28 protein-coding genes are annotated in these 25,622 nt (G+C 54.3%); 25 read left to right on the top strand and 3 right to left on the bottom strand.

The window, feature by feature from the left end; genetic code table 11:
* The first annotated feature begins 252 nt into the window (after positions 1-252).
* From ytfJ to ACFFSY_RS04955, 10 genes are all read left to right on the top strand, one after another.
* On the top strand, positions 253-747 hold the full coding sequence (ytfJ, locus tag ACFFSY_RS05000; protein ID WP_377490801.1) for a GerW family sporulation protein: 495 nt from the start codon (positions 253-255) through the stop codon (positions 745-747).
* Positions 748-986: 239 nt separating this feature from the next.
* Complete coding sequence (locus ACFFSY_RS04995) at positions 987-2,099, top strand: D-alanyl-D-alanine carboxypeptidase family protein (RefSeq protein WP_377490798.1); 1,113 nt, start codon at positions 987-989, stop codon at positions 2,097-2,099.
* Positions 2,099-2,812 (top strand): nucleoside recognition domain-containing protein, encoded by a 714-nt coding sequence (locus ACFFSY_RS04990; protein ID WP_377490795.1) that lies wholly within the window; start codon positions 2,099-2,101, stop codon positions 2,810-2,812. The genes ACFFSY_RS04995 and ACFFSY_RS04990 overlap by 1 nt, the downstream gene beginning before the upstream one ends.
* Positions 2,813-2,819: 7 nt before the next feature.
* Entirely contained in the window at positions 2,820-3,353 is a 534-nt protein-coding gene (locus ACFFSY_RS04985) for a spore maturation protein (protein WP_377490792.1), read from the top strand.
* Positions 3,354-3,489: 136 nt separating this feature from the next.
* Positions 3,490-4,230 carry a pseudouridine synthase gene (locus ACFFSY_RS04980; RefSeq protein ID WP_377490789.1) on the top strand — a complete coding sequence of 247 codons (741 nt, stop codon included), beginning with the start codon at positions 3,490-3,492 and terminating at the stop codon, positions 4,228-4,230.
* A gap of 90 nt (positions 4,231-4,320) precedes the next feature.
* Positions 4,321-4,854 carry a redoxin domain-containing protein gene (locus tag ACFFSY_RS04975; RefSeq protein ID WP_377490786.1) on the top strand — a complete coding sequence of 178 codons (534 nt, stop codon included), beginning with the start codon at positions 4,321-4,323 and terminating at the stop codon, positions 4,852-4,854.
* Positions 4,855-4,874: 20 nt separating this feature from the next.
* A complete protein-coding gene (gene resB, locus ACFFSY_RS04970; protein WP_377490783.1) occupies positions 4,875-6,539 on the top strand; it encodes a cytochrome c biogenesis protein ResB in 1,665 nt (554 codons plus the stop codon).
* Positions 6,536-7,804, top strand: coding sequence for a c-type cytochrome biogenesis protein CcsB (gene ccsB, locus ACFFSY_RS04965; protein WP_377490780.1), 1,269 nt, complete (start codon positions 6,536-6,538; stop codon positions 7,802-7,804). The genes resB and ccsB overlap by 4 nt, the downstream gene beginning before the upstream one ends.
* A 28-nt stretch (positions 7,805-7,832) precedes the next feature.
* On the top strand, positions 7,833-8,549 hold the full coding sequence (locus tag ACFFSY_RS04960) for a response regulator transcription factor (protein ID WP_377490777.1): 717 nt from the start codon (positions 7,833-7,835) through the stop codon (positions 8,547-8,549).
* Positions 8,550-8,552: 3 nt separating this feature from the next.
* The gene (locus ACFFSY_RS04955; protein ID WP_377490774.1) at positions 8,553-10,004 is read left to right on the top strand and encodes a HAMP domain-containing sensor histidine kinase; all 1,452 of its coding nucleotides are present in this window, start codon (positions 8,553-8,555) and stop codon (positions 10,002-10,004) included.
* A 199-nt stretch (positions 10,005-10,203) separates the two neighbouring features.
* Here ACFFSY_RS04955 and serA read toward each other — a convergent pair whose 3' ends face one another.
* Complete coding sequence (gene serA, locus ACFFSY_RS04950) at positions 10,204-11,796, bottom strand: phosphoglycerate dehydrogenase (protein ID WP_377490771.1); 1,593 nt, start codon at positions 11,794-11,796, stop codon at positions 10,204-10,206.
* A 364-nt stretch (positions 11,797-12,160) separates the two neighbouring features.
* Between serA and ACFFSY_RS04945 the strand changes: the two genes are divergently transcribed.
* Positions 12,161-12,487 carry a rhodanese-like domain-containing protein gene (locus ACFFSY_RS04945; protein WP_377490768.1) on the top strand — a complete coding sequence of 109 codons (327 nt, stop codon included), beginning with the start codon at positions 12,161-12,163 and terminating at the stop codon, positions 12,485-12,487.
* A 13-nt stretch (positions 12,488-12,500) separates the two neighbouring features.
* Here ACFFSY_RS04945 and ACFFSY_RS04940 read toward each other — a convergent pair whose 3' ends face one another.
* Positions 12,501-13,424 carry a hypothetical protein gene (locus tag ACFFSY_RS04940; protein WP_377490765.1) on the bottom strand — a complete coding sequence of 308 codons (924 nt, stop codon included), beginning with the start codon at positions 13,422-13,424 and terminating at the stop codon, positions 12,501-12,503.
* 114 nt (positions 13,425-13,538) lie between these two features.
* Here ACFFSY_RS04940 and ACFFSY_RS04935 point away from each other — a divergent pair, with 114 nt between their 5' ends.
* From ACFFSY_RS04935 to ACFFSY_RS04925, 3 genes are read left to right on the top strand one after another with little or no spacing between them, the layout of a single operon-like run.
* The gene (locus ACFFSY_RS04935; RefSeq protein ID WP_377490762.1) at positions 13,539-14,135 is read left to right on the top strand and encodes a CPBP family intramembrane glutamic endopeptidase; all 597 of its coding nucleotides are present in this window, start codon (positions 13,539-13,541) and stop codon (positions 14,133-14,135) included.
* On the top strand, positions 14,135-14,410 hold the full coding sequence (locus ACFFSY_RS04930) for a hypothetical protein (protein ID WP_377490759.1): 276 nt from the start codon (positions 14,135-14,137) through the stop codon (positions 14,408-14,410). Before ACFFSY_RS04935 ends, ACFFSY_RS04930 begins: the two co-directional genes overlap by 1 nt.
* Positions 14,400-15,248, top strand: a complete 849-nt coding sequence (locus tag ACFFSY_RS04925) for a metallophosphoesterase (RefSeq protein WP_377490756.1) — start codon at positions 14,400-14,402, stop codon at positions 15,246-15,248. The genes ACFFSY_RS04930 and ACFFSY_RS04925 overlap by 11 nt, the downstream gene beginning before the upstream one ends.
* Here the strand turns inward: ACFFSY_RS04925 and ACFFSY_RS04920 are convergent.
* The gene (locus ACFFSY_RS04920) at positions 15,226-16,164 is read right to left on the bottom strand and encodes a polysaccharide deacetylase family protein (protein ID WP_377490753.1); all 939 of its coding nucleotides are present in this window, start codon (positions 16,162-16,164) and stop codon (positions 15,226-15,228) included. The two genes, ACFFSY_RS04925 and ACFFSY_RS04920, sit on opposite strands and share 23 nt — an antisense overlap.
* A 190-nt stretch (positions 16,165-16,354) precedes the next feature.
* On the opposite strand from ACFFSY_RS04920, the gene ACFFSY_RS04915 reads away from it, so the two are divergent.
* From ACFFSY_RS04915 to rpsA, 11 genes are all read left to right on the top strand, one after another.
* Entirely contained in the window at positions 16,355-16,678 is a 324-nt protein-coding gene (locus tag ACFFSY_RS04915; protein WP_377490750.1) for a hypothetical protein, read from the top strand.
* A gap of 251 nt (positions 16,679-16,929) precedes the next feature.
* A complete protein-coding gene (locus ACFFSY_RS04910; RefSeq protein WP_377490747.1) occupies positions 16,930-17,538 on the top strand; it encodes a genetic competence negative regulator in 609 nt (202 codons plus the stop codon).
* 172 nt (positions 17,539-17,710) lie between these two features.
* Positions 17,711-18,961 (top strand): Glu/Leu/Phe/Val family dehydrogenase, encoded by a 1,251-nt coding sequence (locus ACFFSY_RS04905; protein WP_377490744.1) that lies wholly within the window; start codon positions 17,711-17,713, stop codon positions 18,959-18,961.
* 60 nt (positions 18,962-19,021) lie between these two features.
* The gene (gene prsW, locus ACFFSY_RS04900; RefSeq protein ID WP_377490741.1) at positions 19,022-19,717 is read left to right on the top strand and encodes a glutamic-type intramembrane protease PrsW; all 696 of its coding nucleotides are present in this window, start codon (positions 19,022-19,024) and stop codon (positions 19,715-19,717) included.
* A 65-nt stretch (positions 19,718-19,782) separates the two neighbouring features.
* Positions 19,783-19,941, top strand: coding sequence for a hypothetical protein (locus ACFFSY_RS04895; protein ID WP_377490738.1), 159 nt, complete (start codon positions 19,783-19,785; stop codon positions 19,939-19,941).
* 98 nt (positions 19,942-20,039) lie between these two features.
* The gene (ypeB, locus tag ACFFSY_RS04890; protein ID WP_377490735.1) at positions 20,040-21,374 is read left to right on the top strand and encodes a germination protein YpeB; all 1,335 of its coding nucleotides are present in this window, start codon (positions 20,040-20,042) and stop codon (positions 21,372-21,374) included.
* Positions 21,375-21,482: 108 nt separating this feature from the next.
* A complete protein-coding gene (locus ACFFSY_RS04885) occupies positions 21,483-22,133 on the top strand; it encodes a flagellar brake protein (RefSeq protein WP_377490732.1) in 651 nt (216 codons plus the stop codon).
* 115 nt (positions 22,134-22,248) lie between these two features.
* A complete protein-coding gene (locus ACFFSY_RS04880; protein WP_377490729.1) occupies positions 22,249-22,464 on the top strand; it encodes a hypothetical protein in 216 nt (71 codons plus the stop codon).
* A gap of 183 nt (positions 22,465-22,647) precedes the next feature.
* Positions 22,648-23,316, top strand: a complete 669-nt coding sequence (cmk, locus tag ACFFSY_RS04875; protein ID WP_377491583.1) for a (d)CMP kinase — start codon at positions 22,648-22,650, stop codon at positions 23,314-23,316.
* 3 nt (positions 23,317-23,319) lie between these two features.
* Positions 23,320-23,901 (top strand): lysophospholipid acyltransferase family protein, encoded by a 582-nt coding sequence (locus ACFFSY_RS04870; RefSeq protein WP_377490727.1) that lies wholly within the window; start codon positions 23,320-23,322, stop codon positions 23,899-23,901.
* A 90-nt stretch (positions 23,902-23,991) separates the two neighbouring features.
* A complete protein-coding gene (rpsA, locus tag ACFFSY_RS04865) occupies positions 23,992-25,224 on the top strand; it encodes a 30S ribosomal protein S1 (RefSeq protein ID WP_377490724.1) in 1,233 nt (410 codons plus the stop codon).
* Positions 25,225-25,622 lie beyond the last annotated feature (398 nt).

The raw sequence follows: 25,622 nt of genomic DNA, 5'->3' as shown, positions 1-25,622 counted from the left end.
CGCAAGCTTCGCTTGGTTCTTTTGTATAACGGGATGATTTGGAGGGTTAACCGGCGATATAGACGGTATAGAGACCCGTGTCCACGGAAGGATTGTGACCGCGCACGACGAACAGCAGCGTGTAGCCTTAGGGGATTGTGGCTGTAAGCAGGCATAGATGCTTCCGGTCATCGCGCGTACATATTCCCCTCGTCTTGAGAGCAGACTGTTAGGAGTATTCGTTACCTTTGATTACGAAGGAGGGCTTTGGTCATGAATGAGCACCCGATACAAGGTTTAATGCAGACAGCGATGGAGAACATCAAGGAAATGGTGGACGTCAACACGATCGTCGGCGATCCGGTACAGACACCTGACGGCAGCGTCATTATGCCAATCTCGAAGGTCGGCTTCGGGTTCGTAGCCGGCGGCAGCGACATCCGTCTTGGCAATCTCGCGGATCAGACGCAAACAGGAAGCCATGCCACGGCGGATGCCCACAACTCGCTCGTCAGCATGCCGTTCGGCGGCGGCAGCGGCGGCGGCGTGTCGATTACGCCGATCGCGTTCCTCGTCGTCGGCGCGCAAGGCGTTCGCGTCGTGCCGCTGGATAGTCAGACCCATCTGGTCGAGCGGGTAATCGAGTCCGCGCCGCAAGTTTTCGAAAAGCTGCAGGGCATGTTCAAGAAGAACGGCGGCAACCAAATGGAGGATAACACCTCGGTCTATATTGATACGATCAACACCACGGATGGGCATATCATCTAGTGCGCAAAGCCATGCGAGAGAACTGCTCTGACGGAGCAGTTTTCTTGTTTTCTGCACGTTGCGATCGCGACTTCCAGGACATAACCTTGTCCTTCGCACATATACTGTACCAGACAAGACCCGGCGCTTTACGTGCGTCCACGATACAAGGAGGATCACTCTATATGAGGCAATTCACCCCACGCGCATGGATAACCGGCATAGTTGCGTTTGTTATGGCGTGCGCTGGTGGTCCGTTTATGCTTGCGTCCCAGGCAATGGCGGCGCCGCCGATTAATACGAATGCGCAGGCAACCGCTCTGATCGACGTTGAATCGGGCCGAATATTATATAGCGAAGATGGCGATAAGCCGATGCTGATCGCGAGCTTGACGAAGATCATGACCGCGATCGTCGCGATCGAACATGGCAAACTGTCCGACAAGGTCAAAACGAGCAAGCGGGCGGCGGGCAAAGAAGGATCCTCGATCTACCTCAAGCTGGGCGAGGAGATGACGCTGGAAGACATGCTCTACGGCCTCATGCTGCGCTCCGGCAACGACGCGGCTACGGCCATTGCCGAACACGTTGGCGGCTCGGAGGAAGGCTTCGTCTATCTGATGAACGAGAAAGCGAAGATGATCGGCCTAGAGAACAGCCAGTTCATGAATCCGAGCGGCTTGGACCAGACAGGCCATTACTCCACCGCGAATGACTTGGCCAAACTGACGGCCTACGCGATGCACAACCCGGTGTTCAAGGAAATCGTGAAGACGAAGGGGAAGCTGGCCGCCGGCCGTGATTACAAATGGATGAACAAAAACAAGATGCTAAGTATGTATGAAGGCGCGGACGGCGTAAAGACCGGCTATACGAAAGCAGCGCTGCGCTGTCTCGTCAGCTCTGCTACGAGGGGCAGTCAGCAGCTGGCCGCCGTCACGCTCAGCGACCGAAGTGATTGGGTAGATCACAAGCGACTGCTCGATTGGGGGTTCGAACACTTCCCGCTGGAAGAAGTGGTTCATAAAGGTCAGATGATCGCCGGACAGCCCTTGGCGGCTGGGCGCACGTTCCGATATCCGTTCGGCAATGGCGAGCGGGCGAACCTGACGTCCAAGCTGGTGCTCGTGAGCCCGATGACGATGAACTATACACTGGGCGAACGCGGCAGGATCGAATGGTATTTGAACGCGAAGAAAATCGCAGAGACGCCAGTATACGATCCGGAAGGGACGCGTATCGATATGCCGGAGAGACCGGCCTGGTCGACGATGGAGCAGACGGCACGGCTGAACAAGCCCTGGACATACGCTTTCGCTAGTTCGCTAAAGCAGGTGCTTAAAGTTTTGTTTGGGGGGAAGGAGGCCATTTAATGGTCAACTGGATATGGCTGTTTTTCATTACGGCGAGTTTCGTTGCAGCCGTCGTCAACGGCCGAATGGAGCTGTTGACGGAGGCGGCGTTCGACGGCGCGAAGAACGGAGTATCGGTTAGCTTCGGGCTGATCAGCGTTATGGTGTTCTGGATGGGGCTGATGCGCGTAGCGGAGGAGGGCGGGCTGCTGAATAAGCTGGCCGCACTGCTTCAGCCGATCGTGCGCTTCTTGTTCCCCGATGTGCCAAAGGGCCACCCGGCGCTGGGTTACATCATGAGCAATATGAGCGCGAATATTCTCGGCCTTGGCAACGCGGCAACGCCAATGGGGATCAAGGCGATGCAGGAGCTCCAGAAGCTGAACCCTGACAAAGAAACGGCGACGCCGGCAATGTGCACGCTGCTTGCGTTGAACACCGCGAGCATCACGCTGGTACCGACGACGCTGATTGCGATCCGCATGACGTATGGCTCAGCTCATCCGGCGGAGATTGTTGGCACGACGCTCGCGGCGACGGCAGTGGCGACGGCAGCGGCCATTTTGGCCGATCGCTGGTACCGGTACCGAAGCAAGCCCCCGATTAGCGGCGATCGGAGCGGTCCGCCTACATCGATTGGCCGCGATACTTCGGGAGCTTCCCCAACCGCTTCCGGAGGCGCTACGATTGCCTCCATAACCGCCGTTCCGCCAGCGGCCGGCGGGAAGGGGTGAGCGCCGTATGTATCAATGGATTTCGACGATCTCCGCTTGGACCATTCCGTTCATGATCGTTTTTATCCCGCTCTATGCGGCTTTCCGCAAGGTTCCCGTTTACGAGAGCTTTCTGGACGGGGCGAAGGATGGTTTTGGAACAGCGATCAACATTATCCCGCATTTGGTCGGCATGATGGTCGCCATCAGCATGTTTCGGGCATCCGGCGCCATGGATTTGCTCATTGCACTCATACGTCCATTATTCGATCAATTGGGCATTCCGAGCGAGGTGCTTCCGCTTGGGCTGCTGCGCCCGATTACCGGAGCGGGCTCGCTTGCTTTTACGACGGAGTTGATCAAGACGCACGGACCCGACTCCATGATCGGCCGTATCGCTTCCACCATACAAGGCAGCACGGATACGACGTTGTATGTGTTGACGGTCTATTTCGGGGCCGTCGGCATTCGCCGGAGTCGTTATGCGCTTAAGGTTGGTTTGTTCTCGGACATCGTCGGATTTCTCGCCGCCATCTTCATTTGTTTGTACATATTCGGTTAAAATGCGCAATTATTTGACCAAGCCCGTTATTTGTCGGCCTGCCCAATCGGCACATCGACGAAAAACGGGCTCTTTTCGCTGCTCGGCTTTTCTTCTTTGTCGATTTTAGGGTATGATGAAAGGTGAGGTGAAAGAATTGGAACGATTACAAAAAATATTAGCGCAGGCGGGCGTCGCATCGCGCCGCAAGTGCGAAGAATTGATTTTGGCCGGGCTGGTCGAAGTGAACGGGGAGAAGGTCACGACGCTCGGCGTCAAGGCGGATCCGGCGACGGACGTCATTACGGTGAAAGGAAAACCGATCCGAGGCGAGCAGAAGCTCTATCTCATGATGAACAAGCCTAAAGGCGTCATCACGAGCGCGAGCGATCCGCAAGGCCGCAAAATCGTATCCGATTTCCTGCCGGACATCAAGGAACGGGTATATCCGGTAGGCCGATTGGACTATGATACCGAAGGGCTGCTTATTTTGACTAACGACGGCGAGTTCGCGAACTTGCTCACCCATCCTAGCCATCATGTACCGAAGACTTATTTGGCAACGGTGAAGGGCGTCCCGCATGGGACGGCGCTCGAGAAGCTGCAGAAAGGGATCAAGCTGGAGGACGGCATGACCCAACCGGCGGAAGTGGAGTATCAGGACGTCGATCCGGAGAAGAAGCAGGCGACGATCATGATCACGATTTACGAGGGTCGCAACCGCCAGGTTCGACGCATGTTCGACGCCATTCATCATCCTGTAACGCGGCTGAAGCGTATTCGTTTCGGCGAGTTGGGACTTATGAATCTGCAGCGGGGCAAATATCGCCATTTGACGCCGAAGGAAGTGCAGGAGCTTCGGGACATGGCAGTCAAGACACATAAAGTTCAAAAATAACGTCGCGACGGCAATCTAACTGCCGTCCGATTTTCGTTATAATGAAATCGGAACCAAAGTTTAACTTGGCAAGGTCGGTGACGCACAACAATGGGGAAATACCGCAGAATAACGCAGATCGTCATTTTCATCGGAGTCTTGCTGCTCGGCGGTTACGCAATCGGCAAGGCGCTTTTTTCGTCTGATGACGGCTTGGTTCGCAAAGGAGAAGCGCCTCCGGCGTTCGCGCTGCTCGGGACGGACGGGGAAGCGCACAAGCTGGACGATTACAAAGGCAAGGCGCTCGTCATCAATTTCTGGGGCACGTTCTGCCCGCCTTGCGTAACCGAAACGCCCGATTTGCAGAAGCAATACGAGAAGTGGAGAAGTGAAGGCAAGCCGTTCGAAGTTATCGGCATCAATCTGGGCGAAGACCAGCTGACGGCGAATCAGTTTGCCCAGCAGTACGGCGTGACGTACGACATTCTTCTCGATAAAGGGCGCAAGGTCATGGCGGAATACGGCGTGAAATCCTTCCCGACGACGTTCTTCGTTAAGCCCGACGGTACGGTCATGGACGTATTCGTAGGCGGAATGACGGAGAAGGACATTGAATCGCGCGTCACGAAACTGCTTCAGTCCTGACCCGGAGGAGGATATATACGTTGTTATCTTTTCAGAATACCAAATGCGAATGCGGCCATCAGAACCCGGTCGGCACGGTGCTATGCGAGAGCTGCGGCAATCCGCTGGAGGAGGCGGAGGCAACTTCGCAAGCACCGCTCGAGATGCGCTACGACGGGGCCGCGCGGCGTTCGCAGAAGGCCAACCCGAGCATCATCGACCGGGTATGGAATTTTTTCTCGTCGGTCAAAATCGCGGTGTGGCTCATCGTCATCACCTTGATCGCGGCCATGATCGGCACCGTCTTCACGCAGGAGAGCGCCTTTGTCTCCTTCGATGCCTCGACGTATTACGAGGAGAAGTACGGTTGGATCGGCAAATGGTATTATAAGCTTGGTTTCTCGCATACATACGAATCTTGGTGGTTCACGCTTCTGCTCGTCATGATCGGTACGTCGCTCGTCATCTGCAGCCTTGACCGGGTGCTGCCGCTATATAAGGCACTGAGCAAGCAGCAGGTGCGCAAACACGAACAGTTTCTCAGACGCCAGCGCACGATGTACGAGGTCGAGTTGACGCAAGACCCCGAAAGCTGGACGGCTCGGGTGGAAGAAGAACTGAAGCGCAAGCGGTACCGGGTGAAACGGGAAGGCGCTGCGCTGCTGGCCGAGAAGAACCGGTTCAGTCGCTGGGGCCCTTACATTAACCATATCGGTCTGATCGTGTTTCTGATCGCGGTGCTGCTGCGGTCGATGCCGGGGTGGTCAATGGATAACTATATGGCGATTCGCGAAGGAGAGACGCTACAGATCCCGGAGACGAATTACTATATCAAGAACGAGAAGTTCACCATCGACTATTACACGGAAGACGAACTTCCGGAGAGCCTCAAAGGAACGTCGAGACCCAAGCTGTTCAAGACAGACGCGGTGCTCTACACCTGCGCGGCCGACTGCGAAGATCCGACCAAAGAGCCGGTGCTCGAAGAAGTCAAGCGTCATGGCATCATCGTCAACGAAGCCTTGTCTTACAAGGGGATGAATATCTATCAGTACGGCTACGACGATACGGCGAAGATCGCCGCGGTGAATCCCGTACTCGTCAACAAGCAAACGGGCGAGACTTACGGGCCATTCAAGCTGTCGATGCGCAGCCCGGATTTGCAATATAAGCTTGGCCCGTACACGCTCGAACTGAATTCCAAGTATTTGGACTTCGCGATCGACGAAGCGGGCAATCCGCGCACGAAGTCGGACGAACCCAACGCGCCGGCGTTTATTTTCATGCTTAAAGGGCCCGGACTTGCGGAGAATGGCGAGCCGTACATCTACTTTGTCAAACAGAACGACCGGGTCACGTTCAGCCAAGATAAAATCAACGGTGAATTGGCCGATCGGTTCGAGATCAAGGTGCCGTCCATGGAGGGAGTCGACTTCGCGGGTGTATCTAGCACGCTCAATATTCGCATCGATAAAGCGATGCCGTATATTTGGGTCGGCGCCGGCATTTGGATCTTCGGTGTCTTCTTAGGCTCTTACTGGTATCATCGCCGGATCTGGCTGAGAGTGGACAACGGGCGGCTGCTCCTAGGCGCCCACACGAACAAAAACTTTCACGGCATGCGTGGCGACGTCGCCGCCGTTCTGAAGCGGACGGGAATCGACGTGGAGCCCAAGTCGCTCGATAACGGAGGTAATCGGTCTTGAACGCTTTGCTTAATTTCAGCAGCGACGTCTTTCTCGTCGCTTTCTTCTTATACTGCCTCGGCTTTATCTCGTATGGGATGACGATCGCGGGCGCGCGGTTGACCAAACGGGATCCCGAGAAGCATATCCGCAAGTGGGGCAGAATATCGTACGTGATTTCCCTGCTTGGCTTAATTAGCCATGCGACGTCGTTCATAACGCGTTGGATCGGCGGCGGACATATTCCGACAAGCAACATGTACGAATTCATGTCGTTCTTCGCCATGATGATCATGCTGGCATTCGTCGTGACGTTTGCCATTTATCGCAAACATCTGATCGGCTTGTTCACGCTGCCGCTCACCGTCATTATCGTCGCCTATGCGATGGTATTTCCGCAGGAGGTACAGCCGCTGATACCGGCGCTGCAATCCCCTTGGCTGAAGATTCACGTGACGACGGTCGCGCTCGGCGAAGCGTTCCTCGCGGTGGGATTCGCGGTCGCGCTGCTGCAGCTGCTGCGCATTGTCGACTTCCGGGAGAAAGGGCCGCGCGCCCGCCGTTCCCAGCGCTGGGTCGAGGTGCTGATGGTCATTGCGGTTATTATGGTCGGTTATTTGATCAGCGTATTCGGCTTCCGCGCAGCTGGTTATGAGGCTACCTTCCTGCAAGAGAATGTCCATATTAGCAACGCTGGCGTCGAGAGCACGGAGACCGATACGGTCGTGTACAAGCTGCCGCCAATCTTCAAGCCATACAACAGCCACGTGCAGGAGATGGATTCGTTCCTCGGCCTGAAGGACGGCCTATTCGAGACGCCGCACTGGATGAAAGGCGTCGATGCCGCACGCAAATGGAATACGATCGTCTGGTCCATTATTATTGGACTCATCCTTTACGCGCTCATTCGGGTCATCATCCGCAAGCCGATCGGCGCGGTCATTCACCCGCTTACACGGGGGATGGATCCTGACGATCTGGATGAAATCAGCTACCGGATCATCGCGATCGGTTATCCGATCTTTACGCTGGGCGGCCTCGTATTTGCGATGATTTGGGCGTATCTCGCGTGGTCGCGTTTCTGGGGCTGGGATCCGAAGGAAGTATGGGCGCTCATCACGTGGCTGTATTACACGGCTTACCTGCACTTGCGTCTTTCCCGCGGCTGGCACGGCGAGAAGTCGGCTTGGCTTGCGGTCATCGGATTTATCGTTGTTATGTTCACCCTCGTCGGTGTCAATCTTGTTCTTGTCGGCCTGCACTCGTACGCAGGCGTTGATAACTAAACGAAACCTATAAAGGAGCCGGTACGCCATGTCCGAACAGCAGCACCGCATTCTCGTCGTAGACGATGAAGAACGTATCCGCAGATTATTGAAAATGTACTTGGAGAAGGAAGGCTACGTCATCGAAGAAGCGGAAGACGGGGAAAGCGCGCTTCGGATGGCCAGCGGCAAAGATTTCGATCTCATCCTTCTTGATGTCATGCTCCCCGGTATTGATGGCATTGAGGTGTGTTCTCGCCTTCGACAAGTCAAAGCAACGCCGGTCATTATGCTCACCGCCAAAGGCGAGGAGATGAACCGGGTGCAAGGATTCGAAGTCGGCGCGGACGATTACGTCGTCAAGCCGTTCAGTCCGCGTGAAGTGATCTATCGCGTCAAAGCGATTCTCCGCCGCTCGTCAGCGACGGCCTTCTTGTCCAAGGAGACGCTGACAAGCAACAACATCGTCTTCCCGCATCTCGTCATCGAGCATGACGCGCATCGCGTGATGGCTGGCGGGCATGAAGTCAGCTTGACGCCGAAGGAATACGAGCTTCTGCATTATTTGGCGATTTCCCCGGATAAAGTATTCTCCCGCGAGGAGCTGCTGAAGGATGTTTGGAATTACGAATTTTTCGGCGATCTTCGCACGGTCGACACGCATGTGAAGCGGCTGCGCGAGAAGCTGAATAAAGTGTCGCCGGATGCGGCGTCGATGATCACGACCGTGTGGGGCGTCGGTTACAAGCTGGAGGTTCCGAAGTAAACGATGATGGGACCGCTGTGGCGCAGTGTTGTCGGTAAGCTGTGGATGACGATTATCGGCTTGGTAGCCGTCGTCCTGCTCATTCTGGGCGGATTTCTCCTGCAGTATATCGATCTGCAGTTTGACGAAGCAACTTCGCATCGGGTTAAAGTGTTGTTCGTCTATACCTGCATTATCGGGTTTCTGCTTTCTACGTTTTTCGCCTTCTTCCTATCGACGAAGATCACGCAGCCGCTCATCCAGATGAAGAAGGCTGCGGATTTGATCGCTAATGGCGAATACCGGACGCGCGTGCCCGTTCGCTCCAACGATGAGATTGGAGATTTGGCCGATACGTTCAACCACATGGCGCAAGAGCTAGATACGCTCATTCGGGATCTGAACCATGAGAAGGACCATCTGGCTAGCGTGCTTCGGAGCATGGCGGACGCGGTCATTACGTTCGACGCTGAAGGGACGGTCATTCTCTCCAATCCGCCAGGCCAGCAGCTGCTCGACCGGTGGAACGGGCTCGATTGGTCCGAGGCCGAGGCGACGGGCAAATACCGGGTGCGGAATCAGGTTCCGATTCCGCTCTTCGAGATTTACCGGAACGTGCTGCGCAAAGGTCGGGACATGACCGACAAGATTCATGTCCAGAGCGGGGTCTGGTCGATCGTGATGGCGCCGCTCAAGTCGCATGATGTCGTGCGTGGTGCGGTAGCCGTCATGCGGGATGTAACCGAAGAGTCTAAGCTTGAGAAGCTTCGTCGCGATTTCGTAGCGAACGTCTCGCACGAGATCCGTACGCCGCTCTCGATGCTGCAAGGCTACAGCGAAGCGCTGTTGGATGATATCGCGAGTTCCCCTGAAGAGCGGCAGGAGCTCGTGCAGGTCATTCATGATGAATCGCTTCGCATGGGACGGTTGGTGAAGGATCTGTTGGATCTCGCCAGGATGGAAGCCGGACACATGGAGATGAACCCGGTGGATGTCGATTTGACCGCGTTGTTGCGGCGAGTTCACCGTAAGTTCAACGTCTACGCGAAGGAACGGGGAATCAAGCTTGAACTGTCGACTGGCGAGGAAGAGCTGAACATCCAAGCGGGCGACGAAGATCGGCTGGAGCAGGTGTTGACGAATTTGTTGGACAATGCGCTGAGGTATACCAGCGCTGGCGCAAGCATCAGGCTGACTGGCAGCTATACGGTGCTGGACGGCAAGCATTGGGTATCGTTGGGCGTGGCGGATGAAGGCGAAGGCATTCCTGAAGAAGATTTGCCCTTTATCTTCGAGCGGTTTTATAAGGCGGACAAAGCCCGTAAGCGCGGCGCCACGTCAGGCGGAGGCGGAACGGGTCTGGGCCTTGCGATCGTAAAGAACATCATCGAGGCGCATCGCGGGAAGATCGAAGCGAAGAGCAAGATCGGCCAAGGCACGACCTTCACGCTGCTGCTTCCTGTCGAAGCGCCATAGAATTTGTTTGAGCACACCGAATCGGTGTGCTTTTTTTGTTGAAGCAAGCCGAGAAATCTTGTTGGTCGTGAAACAATTTTCATAGACTTTATGCAAAAATCGCGCGGTTAACTAATTACGGCTCCAATCTGACACGCATATGCATGGAAAAAGCGCTGTCTCGGAGGAGACAGCGCCTGGTAAAAGGTCATATGAAATTTTAGTAAAGGGTGATCTCTTTCGCTGTGTTCAAGTCGGGCAAAGCCGTAATTTCGGCGAGCAATTCTTTCGGCGCAGCTTTGTCGACGGTGAGCACCATAATGGCGCTGCCGCCGGCGAGTTGACGGCCAACCTGCATGGTCGCGATGTTGACGTCGTTGTTGCCGAAGAGCGTACCGATTTTACCGATGATGCCCGGTTTGTCGTTATGCGAAACAAGGACGAGATTGCCTTCCGGCGCGACATCGACTGGGAACTTGTCGATCTGTACGACGCGAGGACCATAACCGGTCAGCAGCGTGCCTGCGACGAGACGTTCTTCGCTCTTCGTGCGGAGACTGACGGAGACCAGGTTCGTAAAGTCGCGCGACTCCTTCGTTTTGTTCACGATAATGTTGACGCTGCGTTCTTTCGCCAGATGCATCGAGTTGACGACGTTCACTTGCTCGCGGCCGAGATGGTGCGCCAGCACGCCGCGAACGATGTAGCGGGTAAGCGGCTGTGTATCCACATCTGCCAGTTCGCCGGAATAGCTGACCTTGATCTCGGATACGGCGCCTTCCGTCAATTGAGCCGCGAAGCTGCCCAGCTTCTCGCCTAGCGTGAAGTAAGGCTGGAGCGTCTTGAGCAGTGTTGCCGGAATCGGTGGCATGTTCACCGCGTTCGAGAACGGCGCGTCGCGTAGAATATTCAGCACTTGCTCGGAAACGTCGATAGCAACGTTCTCTTGGGCTTCTACCGTGGAAGCGCCCAGGTGAGGCGTTACAATGATCTTAGGATGATTCAGGAACGGATGGTCGGCAGCCGGCGGCTCGACTTCGAAGACGTCGAATGCGGCGCCTGCGACGATGCCGTTGTCAATCGCTTCCACAAGGGCGAGCTCGTCGATAATGCCGCCGCGCGCGCAGTTGACGATACGCATACCTTTCTTCATCACTTCGAATTGGGCGCTGCCGATCATATGCCGCGTCTCGGGGGTGAGCGGCGTATGTACCGTCATGAAATCCGCGTTGCGTACGATATCGTCTACGGTGGAGAGGCGAATGCCGAGCTGTTCCGCGCGTTCTTCCGTCATGAATGGGTCGTAGCCCCAGATGTCCATGCCGAATGCTTTGGCGCGTTTCGCGACTTCACTGCCGATGCGGCCCATGCCGAGCACGCCGAGCACCTTGCCGCGAAGTTCGACGCCGACGAACGATTTGCGATCCCAAACTCCGCCGACCGTTTTGAGATAAGCTTGCGGAATATGGCGCGCAACCGCCATCATCATCGCGAATGTGTGTTCACAGGTCGTAATTGTGTTGCCGTCTGGTGCGTTGATCACGATAATGCCGCGCTGCGTAGCCGCTTCGAGGTCGATGTTGTCGACGCCTACGCCTGCGCGACCGACGACCTTCAGCTGTTTGCCTGCTTCCATGATGCGGGCGGTAACGCGGGTTTGGCTGCGAACCAGCAGGGCGTCGTATTCGCCGATAATGGCGATGAGCTCATCCTCGCTAAGGCCGGGCTTTTTGTCAACAGCGACGTCGGTAGCTTCCACCAGCTTCTGGATACCGAGATCGCTGATCGGATCTGAAACCAATACTTTGAACATGTGAACGTGCCTCCTGAGCGTTATTCCCGCAAGTCCGGCAGCGCTTTGACCGATTAACGATTTAAAGCGTGCGAATCTGCGAATATTTCGGGTGCGGCGGAGTCGCATATGCTAAAAACCCTCGCAAGCCGCTGGTAAAGGAGCGGGGCGAGAGTCTGGCATGCTATCCACTTCTATCATGACCGCAAAATCGAACGTTTTGACGAATGATGCCGAGAATGTTCGACTTTACGTACACCGAACTACTATGGTCTCTACTATTTTATAGCAACCTTGTGGATAAAATCAATGCCGAAACTTGCCCATTTGTGAAAATTTCGTTATGATCAAGGGCAAATAAAGGCTGAAAACCGAGGTGTTTCCTATGGAAAAATGGTCGCAAATCAGTCCGGAAAAGTTTGTCGAATCACTGGATGCCGGAGAAATCGACCGTGCGCAAATTATCGACGTGCGCGAGAAGGAAGAATGGGATTACTATCATTTGGAGCAATCGACGTGGATTCCGATGCAAACCATCCCGAGTAGGCTGGATGAATTGAACCCGGATCAACCGTTATATATTATTTGTGCGCATGGCATTCGCAGCGACCGCGTTTGTGCATATTTGAGCGAAAAAGGCTACAGCCGCCTCCGCAACGTTGTAGGCGGAATGGCGGCCGTAGCCGATCTTCAAGGGTTTGAGTACGACTAATTGCGCAGGTCCGTCAATTATCTTCCGGGTAGAAGAACGGAAGCTGAGGAATCGTTTCTTGGGCGTAAACTTTCGCTTTGCTGTTCAGGAAGTCGCCATACCGAACGGCGTTTGCATTGACGAGCAAATCAACGACGGCGTCGACCGATTTCATTTTCATCTTGGCCGCTTCGCCGGATAGAATGTACTCGTCTACCGCGGACACTAGATCCTGCGGATAATACGACGTCAGAAGCATTCTTGCTTTCATGTGTTCGGCCATCAGCTTGTTCTTGATCGTAAGGGGCAGCGTTTTCCATTGGTTAATCCCAAGAATGGCTGATAGTTCGTAAGTGGCCGGAATTTTCTTGTTGACGGTGTTGCTCCAGCGGAGCATGGACTGGTAGTAATCCAGCTGGCCGGACATGATTTGGTCGACGCCTTCCTTGTAGTACGAATCCTTCTTCAGCGCGACGAGCAGCTTGTCCGTCGCGACGTCCTTGGATGATACTGCGCCGCGACTTGCAGCGTCTCCGAGCAGCTTCAGACCTTTCAATATCTCGACTTGCGCTTGCTGAAGGAGCGGGGACGAGCCGGCGATGGAAGCCGCTTGGGCTTGCGCGTATTTTTGCTTTGCAAGGCTTGAGAGTTCCTTCAAAGCGGATGCCGGCTCGGTGAGCTGACCGGCTTTCATCTTCTCCATCGTCTTATACCATTCGGATTGAAATTCACGATAAGGTAAAAATACAGTATGATAGAAGGAGACCAGATCTTGCTGCGGGTAAGAGCCAGGCTTTGCCTCGGCGCCGGTGAGATGTTTCGCCTGCTCTACATACTTTGCTTCCGTCTTCTCGGCGCCGATCTTGGCTCCGTAGAAGAAGGCGCCCACGGCTACGACGAGCATAAAGATGAAACTGAGGCTAAAAATGAGTTCTGATCGGGTTAGTCGTTTCTCCATGGTAATCTCCTTCGTCCCAATTTTCGCCATAATTCGCGGCAGCAATTGTCCTACTAGTATAGGGGAATTCAAATCAAAAGAAAATACGAACCTACTTAAGACAGGCGGTAATCTATGAAAAAGCTGGACCTGAGCAAGTTCAAATTGCGGACCGTCTCCATTGACGATATCGACGACCGCATGCTGCTCATCAATCTGTACGCCACGCAAGCTGTTACTTTTATTATCGGTTTGATATGGGTATTTTTTCAGCAGGGTAACCCATTTTTATTATTTTCCAACCCGGGCTCTTGGGAGTTCCTTTATTGGGGGGCCGGCTTAGCCGCGGCAGTGCTCGTGGTCGATTTGCTCGTCTCCCGGTTTGTTCCGGATGAAGTGGGGGACGACGGGGGCGTTAATGACCGTATTTTCAAAAACCGAGCGGTCTGGCATATCGTGTTATTGTCGTTTATTGTCGCTGTTTGCGAGGAAACCTTATTTAGAGGAGGCGTTCAGCACCTCATCGGGCCCTACTGGACGAGCATTGTGTTCGCCGCTATTCACGTACGCTATTTGCGGCATTGGATTCCGACGGGGCTGGTGTTCTCGATCAGTTATGGGTTAGGTTGGATATACGAGCAATCGGATACATTGTGGGCGCCTATTGCGGCGCATTTCCTAATTGATGCCGTGATGGGCTTGATTATCAGGTTTCGGAGGGAACAGCAGTAATGAGCAGAGTAGAGAAGTTCGGCAAGAAACGTCAGCGTGAACATGACACAACGCAAAGTCTCGGCGCGGATATCGAAGCGTCGGCCGAGATCGCGGCCGCTTCCGCCGAGTTGAACGGATGGTCGGCAGGCGAGGGGGAGCTTCCTCCGCGCCGCGACGTATATCCTTCCCATCGTTTCAAAGTTACGTACTGGTTTTACCGGGTTCTTATCTTTTTGTTTATTATGCTGGCGGCTGGTCTGCTGATGTGGGGGAAGAAACGCTATGGTCTATAGCTTGGCGATTGCGGTCGCGGCTGTTATCGGATTATCGTCCGCGGCGGTTTATGCGATGTGCCGGAATGCGCTTCGATATCAAATGGATGAACAGACCATGGCGTCGAGCAGGCTGCCGGCGTCATTTGACGGCGTGAAAGTGCTGTTCGTCTCGGATATTCACGGGCACCGAATTCCGCAAGCAGTCGTGGATGCTTGCATACGGCGAGGTGATATCGAGCTGGTGCTGATCGGCGGCGATTTGCGGGAAGGCGGGGTTCCGCTCGAAAGAAGCAGGGGCAATATTCGCGCGTTGCGGAATATCGCCCCTATTTATATGGTATACGGCAATCATGATTACGACGATGATATTCGGCACTTGGAAGTGATGCTCCGCGAAGAGGGCGTTCGCGTGCTATCCAATGAATCCGTTGTGCTCGAACAAGCGGGCGGCGGGGCAATCAGACTTTCCGGCGTGGATGATCCACGTACGAATCGGGAAGATGTGTTTGCGGCGTTAAGCGGCGAAGACGGTCACGCCGAGTTGTTCACGCTGCTGCTTGCCCACGATCCGGTTATCGTGGAGCGGCTATTGCCAGATCAAGCTGCGCAGATCGACTTTATCTTAGCCGGTCATACGCATGGCGGCCAGATCGTGCTGCCATTTATCGGTCCTCTCGCAAGAACCGAGAACATCCTCGCGTATACGAGAGGTTGGTTTAACGGGGATGGACGGCAAATATCCGGGACGTCGCGGCCCCGGATGTTTGTCAGTTGTGGATTCGGCACATCGAAATTCCCGCTTCGACTCGCGGCTCCTGCACAATATCACATCATTACTTTGCGCGCGTTGCCTTAGGCTTAGGAACCGAATCGATCGTGGCTGGATCGATGAAACCATAGCCTTTTTCTTCGAGCTTCGTAAGCAAGCTGTCCAGAGCATTCTTCGTCCATGGGAGCTCGTGCATGAGTATATTCGCGCCGGGATGAAGCTGCTCCATCACGTTCGAGATGACTTTCTCCGGCTTATCCTTTGAGCTGGCGTCCCAATCCAGCGAGCCGTTGGACCAGGTCATGAATAGCATTCCGGAGTCGCGGGCGATCTGCTTGACGACATCGCCGCCGGAGCCGAAGGGCGGCCGGAAGAATCGAGGCGTCTGCCCGATGGTCTCCTTCACGATGCTTTGCACGTCGCCGATTTGTTTGCGCACCGTCGATTCGTCCTCTTTCTTCAGATCAATGTGATCCCAGGAATGATTGCCGATCGTCTGTCCGCGGCTTGCGATCAGCTTAAGCAGCTCGGGTTTTGCTTTGACGCGATAGCCGTTGACGAAGAAAATCGCCTTGGCCTGATGCTTATCCAGCGTATCCAGCATCGCCGTCAGTGTCGTCTTGTCCTTTGGCCCGTCGTCAAACGTGAGCAAGACGGCTTTCTTCGCGGCTCCCGTCCCCGCAATGGGTTCGAATCGGTACGCGGCATTCATGGTATACAAGGGCTTCGTCTGTTCCTTTTGCTTCGCCGCGTCCGGCTTTGGCGTGTTCGTCGGTTTAGGCGTGGTCGTCTCTTTAATGGAAGCGTCTTCTTTTGCGGGGCTTTCGCTGTTCATTGCGCCTGACGTGAAAGGTGCTTCTTGCGGCTCCGTGATTTTGACATTGGCAGCAGACTCGGCATGCGCTTGGCTGTTCGGTTGAGACGCTGGATTGCCGCATGCGCTCAGGCATGCGAGCAGTGCGAGGGTTGTCGTAATTCTAACGGCATATGTAGGAACTTGCATTGGTGATCCTCCCGGAATGAATCTAGGTTGGTTATTCTTAAGGGATACCCGTTATCGCCCTCATTGTATCATATTTCGAAAACGCGGCCGTATACGCCAAGTGTCCTTCCTGAATTTGTGGCGGATGCGGGGCTGCTTGCCGCGGCACACTAATCGCGTATCCCAGATATCAAAGGAGGACTTGCGTGAGATGAGAATGACGGGCTTTATTATCGGTACAATTACGGGAATGGCCGCAGCCGCATACTTGTCGAAGAAACGTCCGGGCATGGTCGCTTGGGCTGGTGCAGCAACGGGGGATATCATTTCGTCCATGAAAGGCAAGGCGGTCAGCGCCGTGATGAACCGCAAATTCGGCCAGGCCCAGTCTGCCGCGCAGCCGGCATCGGCGAATAGCGCAGGAACGGCTAACTCCACCGAATCTTGGGGTCAAATCGAGATGCTCGTGAACAGCGATCCGGAAGTGAAAAGACAAGCGGAAGAGATCGCAAGCGAGGCTCCGACCACACATTAAGCTCGTATAAAAAAAGAATCGTTCGGGTTTCTGCCGCGTAGGATAAGGCAGGCCAGGACGATTCTTTTTTTGTCCGAATTAGTGCATTCCCTGTACGAAAATGATAACATAGGTACATAGCACGAATTAAGCACACATTGCTCGCTGTTTCATACGCTGTTTACAACAGATACTGCCGCGTTAAGCGCCATATAAGTAGCTGTTTGGTTCCGCGAAACGAAGCAGATGCTTTCGAAGAGGAGGATCCTAACATGAAAATCGAACGACTCAATCAAGACAAGATACGAATTTTTCTGACGTTCGACGACCTGCTGGAGCGTGGGATCCAGAAGGAAGACATGTGGCGCGAAATTCCCAAGGTGCATGAGCTGTTCAGCGAGATGATGGACCAGGCGTATACCGAGCTTGGTTTTGATGCAAGCGGGCCGTTGGCGGTGGAAGTGTTCGCGCTGCCTGCTCAAGGCATGGTCGTCATCGTCACGCGGGGCAAAGTAGGCGCCCGTCCTGAAGAACGCGCCATGGAGGAAGAAGAGAACGACGAGGATGTATACGAGCTGGAAGTCACGATGGAACAAAGCGATGTCGTCCTTTATACGTTTCGTGATTTCGAAGACGTCATTGCAGCGTGCAAACAATTGAACACGGCTGGTTTGTCCGAAGATGGCCGGCTGTATGCATACAACAACAAATATATGCTGGCTTTCGAACCGGCGGGTTTGGAACTGGCGCGTTACCAGGCGCTGATCGCGTTGCTTGCCGAATACGGGGAAGCAGCATCCGTTACGACCGCTGTGCTGGACGAATACGGCAAAGTAATTATCCCCAGCAAAGCCGTTACGGAGATTTGCGTTCATTTTTAACCGAATCTCAAGCTTCCGGAGCATCAAGCAGCGGGCCCACCGTTTTGCGCGATGCTTCTTTTATTGTGTCCGGGTGTGAAGATGTTATGAGATTTTCTCCGCAGGACGCGAAGTCGCATAGAGACGACGGTTCCCGCCCATATTATGCATTGAAAAGGTGGTGACGTTTCCAATGAGTGGTACAGAATCGAAGGATGTCTTGCTTTCAACGCAAATCGTAATCGAGGAAGCGTTGCGCAAGCTGGGATATGGCGATGAAATGGTGGAACTGCTGAAGGAGCCGATCCGGCTGCTTACCGTGCGCATTCCGGTACGGATGGATGACGGGAAGACGAAAGTGTTTCACGGCTACCGCGCCCAGCATAACGATGCTGTAGGCCCGACTAAAGGCGGCGTCCGGTTCCATCCGGACGTGAATGAAGCGGAAGTGAAGGCGCTCTCCATTTGGATGAGCTTGAAATGCGGCATTGCCGATCTGCCTTACGGCGGGGGCAAAGGCGGTATCATCTGCGATCCGCGCAAAATGTCGTTTCGCGAGCTGGAGCGTTTAAGCCGCGGTTATGTCCGGGCAATCAGTCAGCTCGTCGGTCCGACGAAAGACATCCCGGCGCCGGATGTGATGACGAACTCCCAGGTCATGGCTTGGATGATGGACGAGTATAGCCGGATTCGGGAGTTCGACTCGCCGGGCTTCATCACAGGCAAGCCGATCGTGCTCGGCGGTTCGCAGGGCCGGGAGACCGCGACCGCGCGTGGCGTCGCCATCATGATCGACGAGGCGATGCGCAAGAAAGGCATTGCAATAGAAGACGCCCGCGTCGTCATTCAAGGCTTCGGCAATGCCGGCAGCTACTTGGCCAAATTCATGCATGAGGCTGGTGCCAAAGTTATCGGTATTTCCGATGTGAACGGCGCGTTGTATAATGAGAAGGGACTCGATATCGAGTACTTACTCGATCGAAGGGATTCGTTCGGAACGGTGACGAATCTGTTCCGCGAGACAATCTCGAATGACGAGCTGCTCACGCTTGATTGCGACGTGCTCGTTCCGGCGGCAATCGAGAATCAGATAACGTCCGACAATGCCGACCGGATCAAAGCCAAAATCATCGTCGAAGCGGCCAATGGCCCGACGACGCTGGAGGCGACCCGCATCGTTACCGAACGCGGCATTCTGCTCGTGCCCGACGTGCTCGCTAGCAGCGGGGGGGTAATCGTATCGTATTTCGAATGGGTGCAGAACAATCAAGGTTACTATTGGTCGGAAGCCGAAGTGGACGAGAAGCTTCGGCGCATGATGATTCGCGGCTTCAATCAAGTGTACGAACAGCATCAGACCCGCAAAGTCGACATGCGTTTGGCCGCCTATATGGTAGGCGTTCGCAAAATGGCAGAAGCTTCGCGTTTGCGGGGATGGGTATGATCGTGCTTATATAATCGGTAGCGCGTCCGCTGCCGCCAAATGGAGGTGAGAGATCAGAGGATGCTGCTATTATCGATTTTGACGGCTGCCGTTGCACCGGGCATTTCTCTGCTCATGTACTTCTATTTGAAGGACAGGTACGACGCGGAACCGATATCAATGGTCATTCGCGTGTTTTTGCTTGGCGTGCTGATCGTCCTGCCAATCATGGTCATCCAGCGTGGGCTGCTGATTTGGTTGGGTGATCATAATTTCCTCTTCGCGTTCGGAATATCCGCGGGCGTCGAAGAACTCGTCAAATGGTTCGTGCTCTACCACATCATCTATAATCATACGGAATTCGATGAGCCGTACGACGGTATATTGTACGCGGTTGCGATCTCGCTTGGGTTCGCGACGGTCGAGAACGTGCTGTACGCCATCTTCCAGCCAGCCTCCTTCGGATCGCTGTTCGTACGCGCGCTGCTTCCGGTATCCGGTCACGCTCTGTTCGGCGTCACAATGGGCTACTATCTTGGCAAAGCGAAGTTCGCGCAAGGCGCCCGCGTCAGACAGTTCATTATTCTGTCGTTGACGCTAGCCATTATCGAACATGGCGTGTACGACTGGATCATGGGGTCGGGTACGGTCTATTGGATTTGGTTTATCGTTCCGCTTATGATCTATTTATGGGTGAAGGGCATGCGCAAAATCAATCGGGCGAACGCCAGATCGCCGTTCCGTTTGCTGCGCCGCGAAGAAGAGGTTAAGCTTTAATGATTCCGTCCATAATAAGGAAGTGGGTTTAAGCGAGAAGACCATTTCCGTTATGGAGGGACATCATGACGACGCCAAGGGTTAAAGTCACGATCCGCTGCAACCTGTGCGGCGAGAAATTCGTGCTTCGCGGACGACGCGACAAAGGCAAGGTCGATACTGGATTTAAACAATGTCTGTGCGACAACGCGAATGACTTCGAAGTCGAAGAGCTCGCGCTCTAGCGGTTAGACAATTCCAGATCTTGAGGAAACGTGCATAAAGCTCCTTCGGGCAAACCACACTAATGGCAGGGTTTGCATACGAAAGGAGCTTTTGCCTTATGTACCATCGATTAAGCGCGGTGCTATTCCCCATCATGACGCTAATGTTTATCGGGTCGATCTACTGGGGCTATCAGGAGCATCAAGAGAAGAATTCCATCCTTATCAAAGCGGAAAACCAATACCAACGCGCGTTCCACGACCTCTCCTATCATGTGGAGCAGCTGCACAAAGAGCTCGGCAGCACGTTGGCTGTCAATACGACGTCGCAGGCGTATCAGCGCAAATCGCTGGTGAACGTATGGCGCTTGACCAGCCAAGCGCAGAATGAGATCAACCAGCTGCCGTTGACGCTGCTGCCGTTTAATACCACGGAGGAATTTCTGTCGAAAATCTCGAACTTCGCGTATAAAGCATCCGTACGGGATTTAGCGAAGGAGCCGTTGTCTGATGACGAATATAAGACACTGATGACGCTCTACAAAAACTCCGACGAAATTGCGGGCAATTTGTTGAACGTGCAAAGCAAGGTGCTGGCGAACAACCTGCGCTGGATGGACGTGGAATCCGCGCTTGCGACGGAGAAGTCCACGCAAGACAATACGATCATCGACGGCTTCAAGACGGTGGACAAGAAAGTAAGCGAGTATCCAGAGATCAACTGGGGGCCTTCTGTGGCCAGCATGTATCAGAAGCGTTCTGTCCAGATGCTTGGCGGGACGAAGAAGACGGCAGAGGATATTAAGAAGCTGGCCGCGGAATTTGCAGGACTCAAGGACACATCGGCGATCCGCGTCGTCGAGAATGGCAAAGGGACGGAATACGAGTCTTTCTCCGCCTCCGCGCCGATCGCCGGCAGCGATCGGATGATTCAGATGGATTTCACCAAGAAGGGCGGACAGCTCATTTGGTATATGAATCCGAAGGACGTCGCCGCGAGCAAGCTTTCCGTGTCGCAAGCAGAGAAGAGTGCCATGAAATTTTTGAATACGCACGGCTATAAAGGCATGAAGCTGACCAATTACGACGAATACAACAATGTCATAGCATTCACGGCGGTCGGCACACAGCAAGGCGTATTGATCTATCCCGACAAGCTAATCATCAAAGTTGCGCTTGATGACGGCGAGGTTACCGGCCTTCAAGCGAACGACTATGTCTATGAGCACCATAAGCGCAAGATTCCGAAGCCGAAGCTGTCCGCAGGAGAAGCAAGGAAAGCGTTGAACCCGGGCTTAAAGCGGGAGAACGAGGGGCTGGCGGTCATTTTGAACGATCTGGGCAAGGAAGTGCTCTGCTACGAGTTCTCCGGTAGAATTAACGGAGGCAAATACCGGATTTACATCAACGCAGACAACGGGACCGAAGAATCGATCGAGCAGCTTCCCAAATAATCGGTGGAGATCGTGGCGGGAGGCGCAGACATGCGCCTCCCGCTTTATTTTGTCGCCACATTTCGACAGCTTGTGCTATAATCGGGGGAAACGGGAGGAGTCACCATCATGCTGCCGAAAATCAATCAATTGATCTACTTGCAAGTCGCCTCCTCCGACGAAGAGGAAGCGTCCATCGAATATAAGACCCGCATTGCCGACGAAACCGAGAATGAGCTGCTGATCGAGCTTCCCGTTCGGGAAGGGACGAGCCAGTACAAGCGGCTGTTCCTTGGGGACGAGTTGAGCGCATACTACGTGTCGTCGGAAGGCGTGAAGCATTATTTCAACTCCCACGTTATGGGATATAAAGAGGATGTGATCCGGCTCGTTCGCATCCGCAAACCTGAACCAGAATCTGTGACGAAGGTGCAGCGCCGCAACTTCCTTCGCGTCGGCGCGGAACTGGAGATGGCGGTTCATTTCTCGGGACTTCGTTTTCTCGTCGTGACGGACGATTTGGGCGGCGGAGGCGTATCGTTCCTTAGCGATGGCAAACGGCCGCTCAAGGAAGGACTGGAGATGGAATGCTGGCTGCTGCTCCCTTACCGGAACGGCGGCATTGATCACGCATTCTTTAAAGCGGAAGTCGTGCGTCTGAAGAAGCTGGAGTCAGGAAGGCTGCAAATTATGTCGAAGTTTACGCGAATTTCGGAGAACGAGCGGCAAAAAATCATCCGGTACTGCTTCGAACGCCAATTCGAGTTGAGGAAAAACTAGCCAGCCGGTCGAGCCGGTTTCGCAGGTATTTCCATGAGTCGTTTCGGCTCCCGTGCATAAACGCGCGATTCATCGAAGACACTACTCCCAAGCGGTCGGAAAGGGAGTTGCAGGGATGAAGGCCAACCTATGGTTTGCGCGAAAAAACAAGGTGTCCGGCGGTCGGACCAAACGTCTGATCCGTATCTCGGACGAAGTGTCGAAAATGCTGCAAAAAATCGTAATCACGCTGCTGATTGCTGCTGTATTGAGTCAATTGGCGCTCCAATCGGCTCCAATAAGAAGGTGGGTGACTGGCGTAGATCGACTGGAAGGTACGCCCTTTCGGTAGATGTACGTTCTTTGCATCTGCCTCTTTAGTGTGGTATAATTTTCACATTCGCAGGCAGAGCCTGCTTTTTTCTTGACGACTTGGAGCTTTGCCTCTTTCTGGGAGCGGGCATGCAGGTCAAGTATCGGTCCCCAAGGAGGTTTAACACCGTTGAGCAAGGATGAGAGGGTCCGCACGGAAAAAATGAACGTGGCCATCGACGGGCCGGCGGGCGCGGGCAAGAGCACGGTCGCAAGACGAGTGGCCGGAGAGCTTGGTTACGTGTACGTCGATACCGGCGCCATGTACAGGGCGGTAACGCTCGCGGCGCTTCGCCAAGGCATAGCGCCTGATGAAGCGGACAAGCTGAAGGAGCTCATCGGCACGATTCGGATCGAGTTGAAGCCAGGCGAGCAAGGCCAGACCGTCTACCTGAACGGGGAGGACGTCACGGAAGCGATTCGCAGCCGGGAGGTCACGTTGATTGTATCTCCGCTTGCCGCGAACGAATCGGTGCGCGCGAAGCTCGTAGAATTGCAACGGGAACTGGCATCCGCCCGCGGCATTGTGATGGACGGCCGGGATATCGGCACGCACGTGCTGCCTGACGCTGAACTGAAGATCTTCCTTACGGCTAGCGTGCAAATCCGGGCGCAGCGCCGTTATCAGGAGCTTCCCGAAGATCAGCGCATTCCGCTCGCGCAGTTGGAGACGGAGATTGCCGAACGCGATCGCAGCGACGAACAACGAGAAATCTCGCCCCTCATTTGCGCGAAAGACGCCATCGTGGTCGACAGCAGCGAGCTTACGATCGACGAGGTCGTAGCCGCGATTATCGATCTTAGCAGATCCAGAATGGCGGAGGCGAAATAATCTATGTTGTACGTAGTTGCAAGGGGCTTGCTCCGAATGTTTTACGCGGTCGTGTTCCGATTCAAGGCAGTTGGACTGGAGAATATTCCTGCCGAGGGGCCAGTCGTACTCTGTTCCAATCATATCAGTAATTTCGATCCGCCAACGGTAGGCATCAAGGTGCCCCGCAAAGTGCATTACATGGCGAAAGCGGAACTGTTCAACATTCCGCTATTTGGTCCGCTGATTCGGGGCTTGGGCGCATTTCCGGTCAAGCGTGGCGGTGTCAGCAAAGACGCCATTCGCAGCGCGATCGCACTGCTGGAGAACGGGGGCGTAATGGGGATTTTCCCGGAAGGTTCCCGCAAATCGCCAGCAGGAATGGGTAAGAAGGGCGCGGCCATGATTGCGATGCGGAGCAAAGCGACTGTCATTCCGGTTGCGGTCATCGGATCGTATAAGCCTTTTCGCAGAATGGTCATCCGTTACGGCAAGCCAATCGATTTGTCGGCCTTCATTCAGGATTCTTCCTCCGATGTGCTGGAGCGTGTAACGGACGAAATTATGGCGAATATCCGTGAAATGGTTCGCGAAGGCTATAAGTAAATGTTTTAGGCGGTATGCGGGTGAGGATGTTTCAACGCGCTCGTGTACGTTTAAATAAAGTTGGGGTATGAATTGAGGAGGTTATTTCAAATGTCAGAAGAAACAAAAGTGCAAGAAAATCAACAAGAGGCCATGGACAATCTTGTGTCCTTGAAGAAAGGCGATACGGTAAAAGGAACGATCGTCAAACTCGAAGACAACCAAGCTTTCGTAAGCCTTGGATATAAATACGACGGCGTTATCCCGCTTCGTGAGCTCTCCTCCATCCAATTGGATAATGCAGCCGAAGCGGTTCAAGTCGGCCAAGAGATCGAGTTGAAGGTCGTATCCATCGATGACGAGAAAGAGAAACTCGTTCTGTCGAAACGCGCGATCGACGGCGAACGCGCTTGGGATGAACTGCAGGCGAAATTCGAGAGCGGCGAAGCTTTCGAAGTAACTGTTGCAGACGTAGTTAAAGGCGGTCTGGTAGCGGATATCGGCGTTCGCGGATTTATCCCGGCTTCGATGGTAGAGCGCCACTTCGTTGAAGATTTCAGCGATTACAAAGGCCGCACGCTGCGTGTGAAAGTAAAAGAAATCGACCGCGAGAACAATAAAGTGATCCTCTCGGCGAAAGAAGTGCTTGACGCGGAATTCGAGCAAAACAAACAAAAAATCATGTCCGACCTGCAAGTTGGCCAAGAAATCGAAGGTACGGTACAACGCTTGACGCCGTTCGGCGCATTCGTTGACATCGGCGGTATCGACGGTCTGGTTCACGTTTCCGAGCTGTCGTGGCAGCATGTCGCGCATCCGAAGGACATCGTATCCGAAGGTCAAGCGGTTCGCGTGAAAGTACTGAAAGTCGATCCGGCTGCAGGCAAAATCAGCCTCAGCATGAAAGCTGCTGAGCCAGGTCCTTGGGAGTCGGCTAACGGCAAGTTCAACGCTGGCGACATCGTGACGGGCACAGTCCGCCGCATCGTAAGCTTCGGCGCGTTCGTTGAGATCGCTCCAGGCGTAGAAGGTCTCGTTCACATTTCGCAGCTGGCGCACCGCCATGTGGCAACGCCGCAAGAAGTTGTGAAAGAAGGCCAAGAAGTTAAAGCGAAAGTCCTCGACTTCAACCCAGCTGAGAAGCGCGTTAGCCTCTCCATCAAAGAGACGGAAGAAGCGCCTGAGCAACCGGCTAAGCCGGAGCGCGCGCCTCGCGATCGCGACAACCGCGACCGTGGTCCGAAAGTCGAGAAAATCGACAACCCGAACGTAAGCCTGAGCGGCCAAAGCATGAGCTTCACGCTGGCTGAGCGTTTCGGCGACAAACTGAGCAAGCTGAAATAATGATTTAACATTATAGACCGTTCATGACACGCCTTGCGCGCGTCGTGAACGGTCTTTTTCGTTGTCGAGGATGGAGTATAGGGATCCAAAAAAGTAAAGCGTGTCCGCGAAAGCGGACGAAAGCGAAGGTCAGCACGAAGTTGCGTCAAGCGTGCGAACTAGCAGGATACCACCCCACCCCAAGGCAAAACGTCGCGAACGAAGCGCATACTCAGAGCTTTGTCCAACGGACAAAAGCGGGCCCGCCTCGACGGACACATCCACGACGGCCGCGTAGAAGGAACGCTTATTTCGGGAGTCCAGAGGGACGAATCCTTCTGGTTCCCCTCCTCAGGAGGGGGCAATGCTGTTAGGTTAAGCTTTACAGGCTGCGCCGTTTGATGGAGGAGTACCTATTT

The organism is Paenibacillus aurantiacus, assembly GCF_042431225.1.
In the GTDB taxonomy this organism is placed as follows: domain Bacteria; phylum Bacillota; class Bacilli; order Paenibacillales; family Paenibacillaceae; genus Paenibacillus_Z; species Paenibacillus_Z aurantiacus.
The sequence above is the reverse complement of the archived record's forward strand: the minus strand, read 5'-3'. Positions and strand labels throughout refer to the sequence as shown.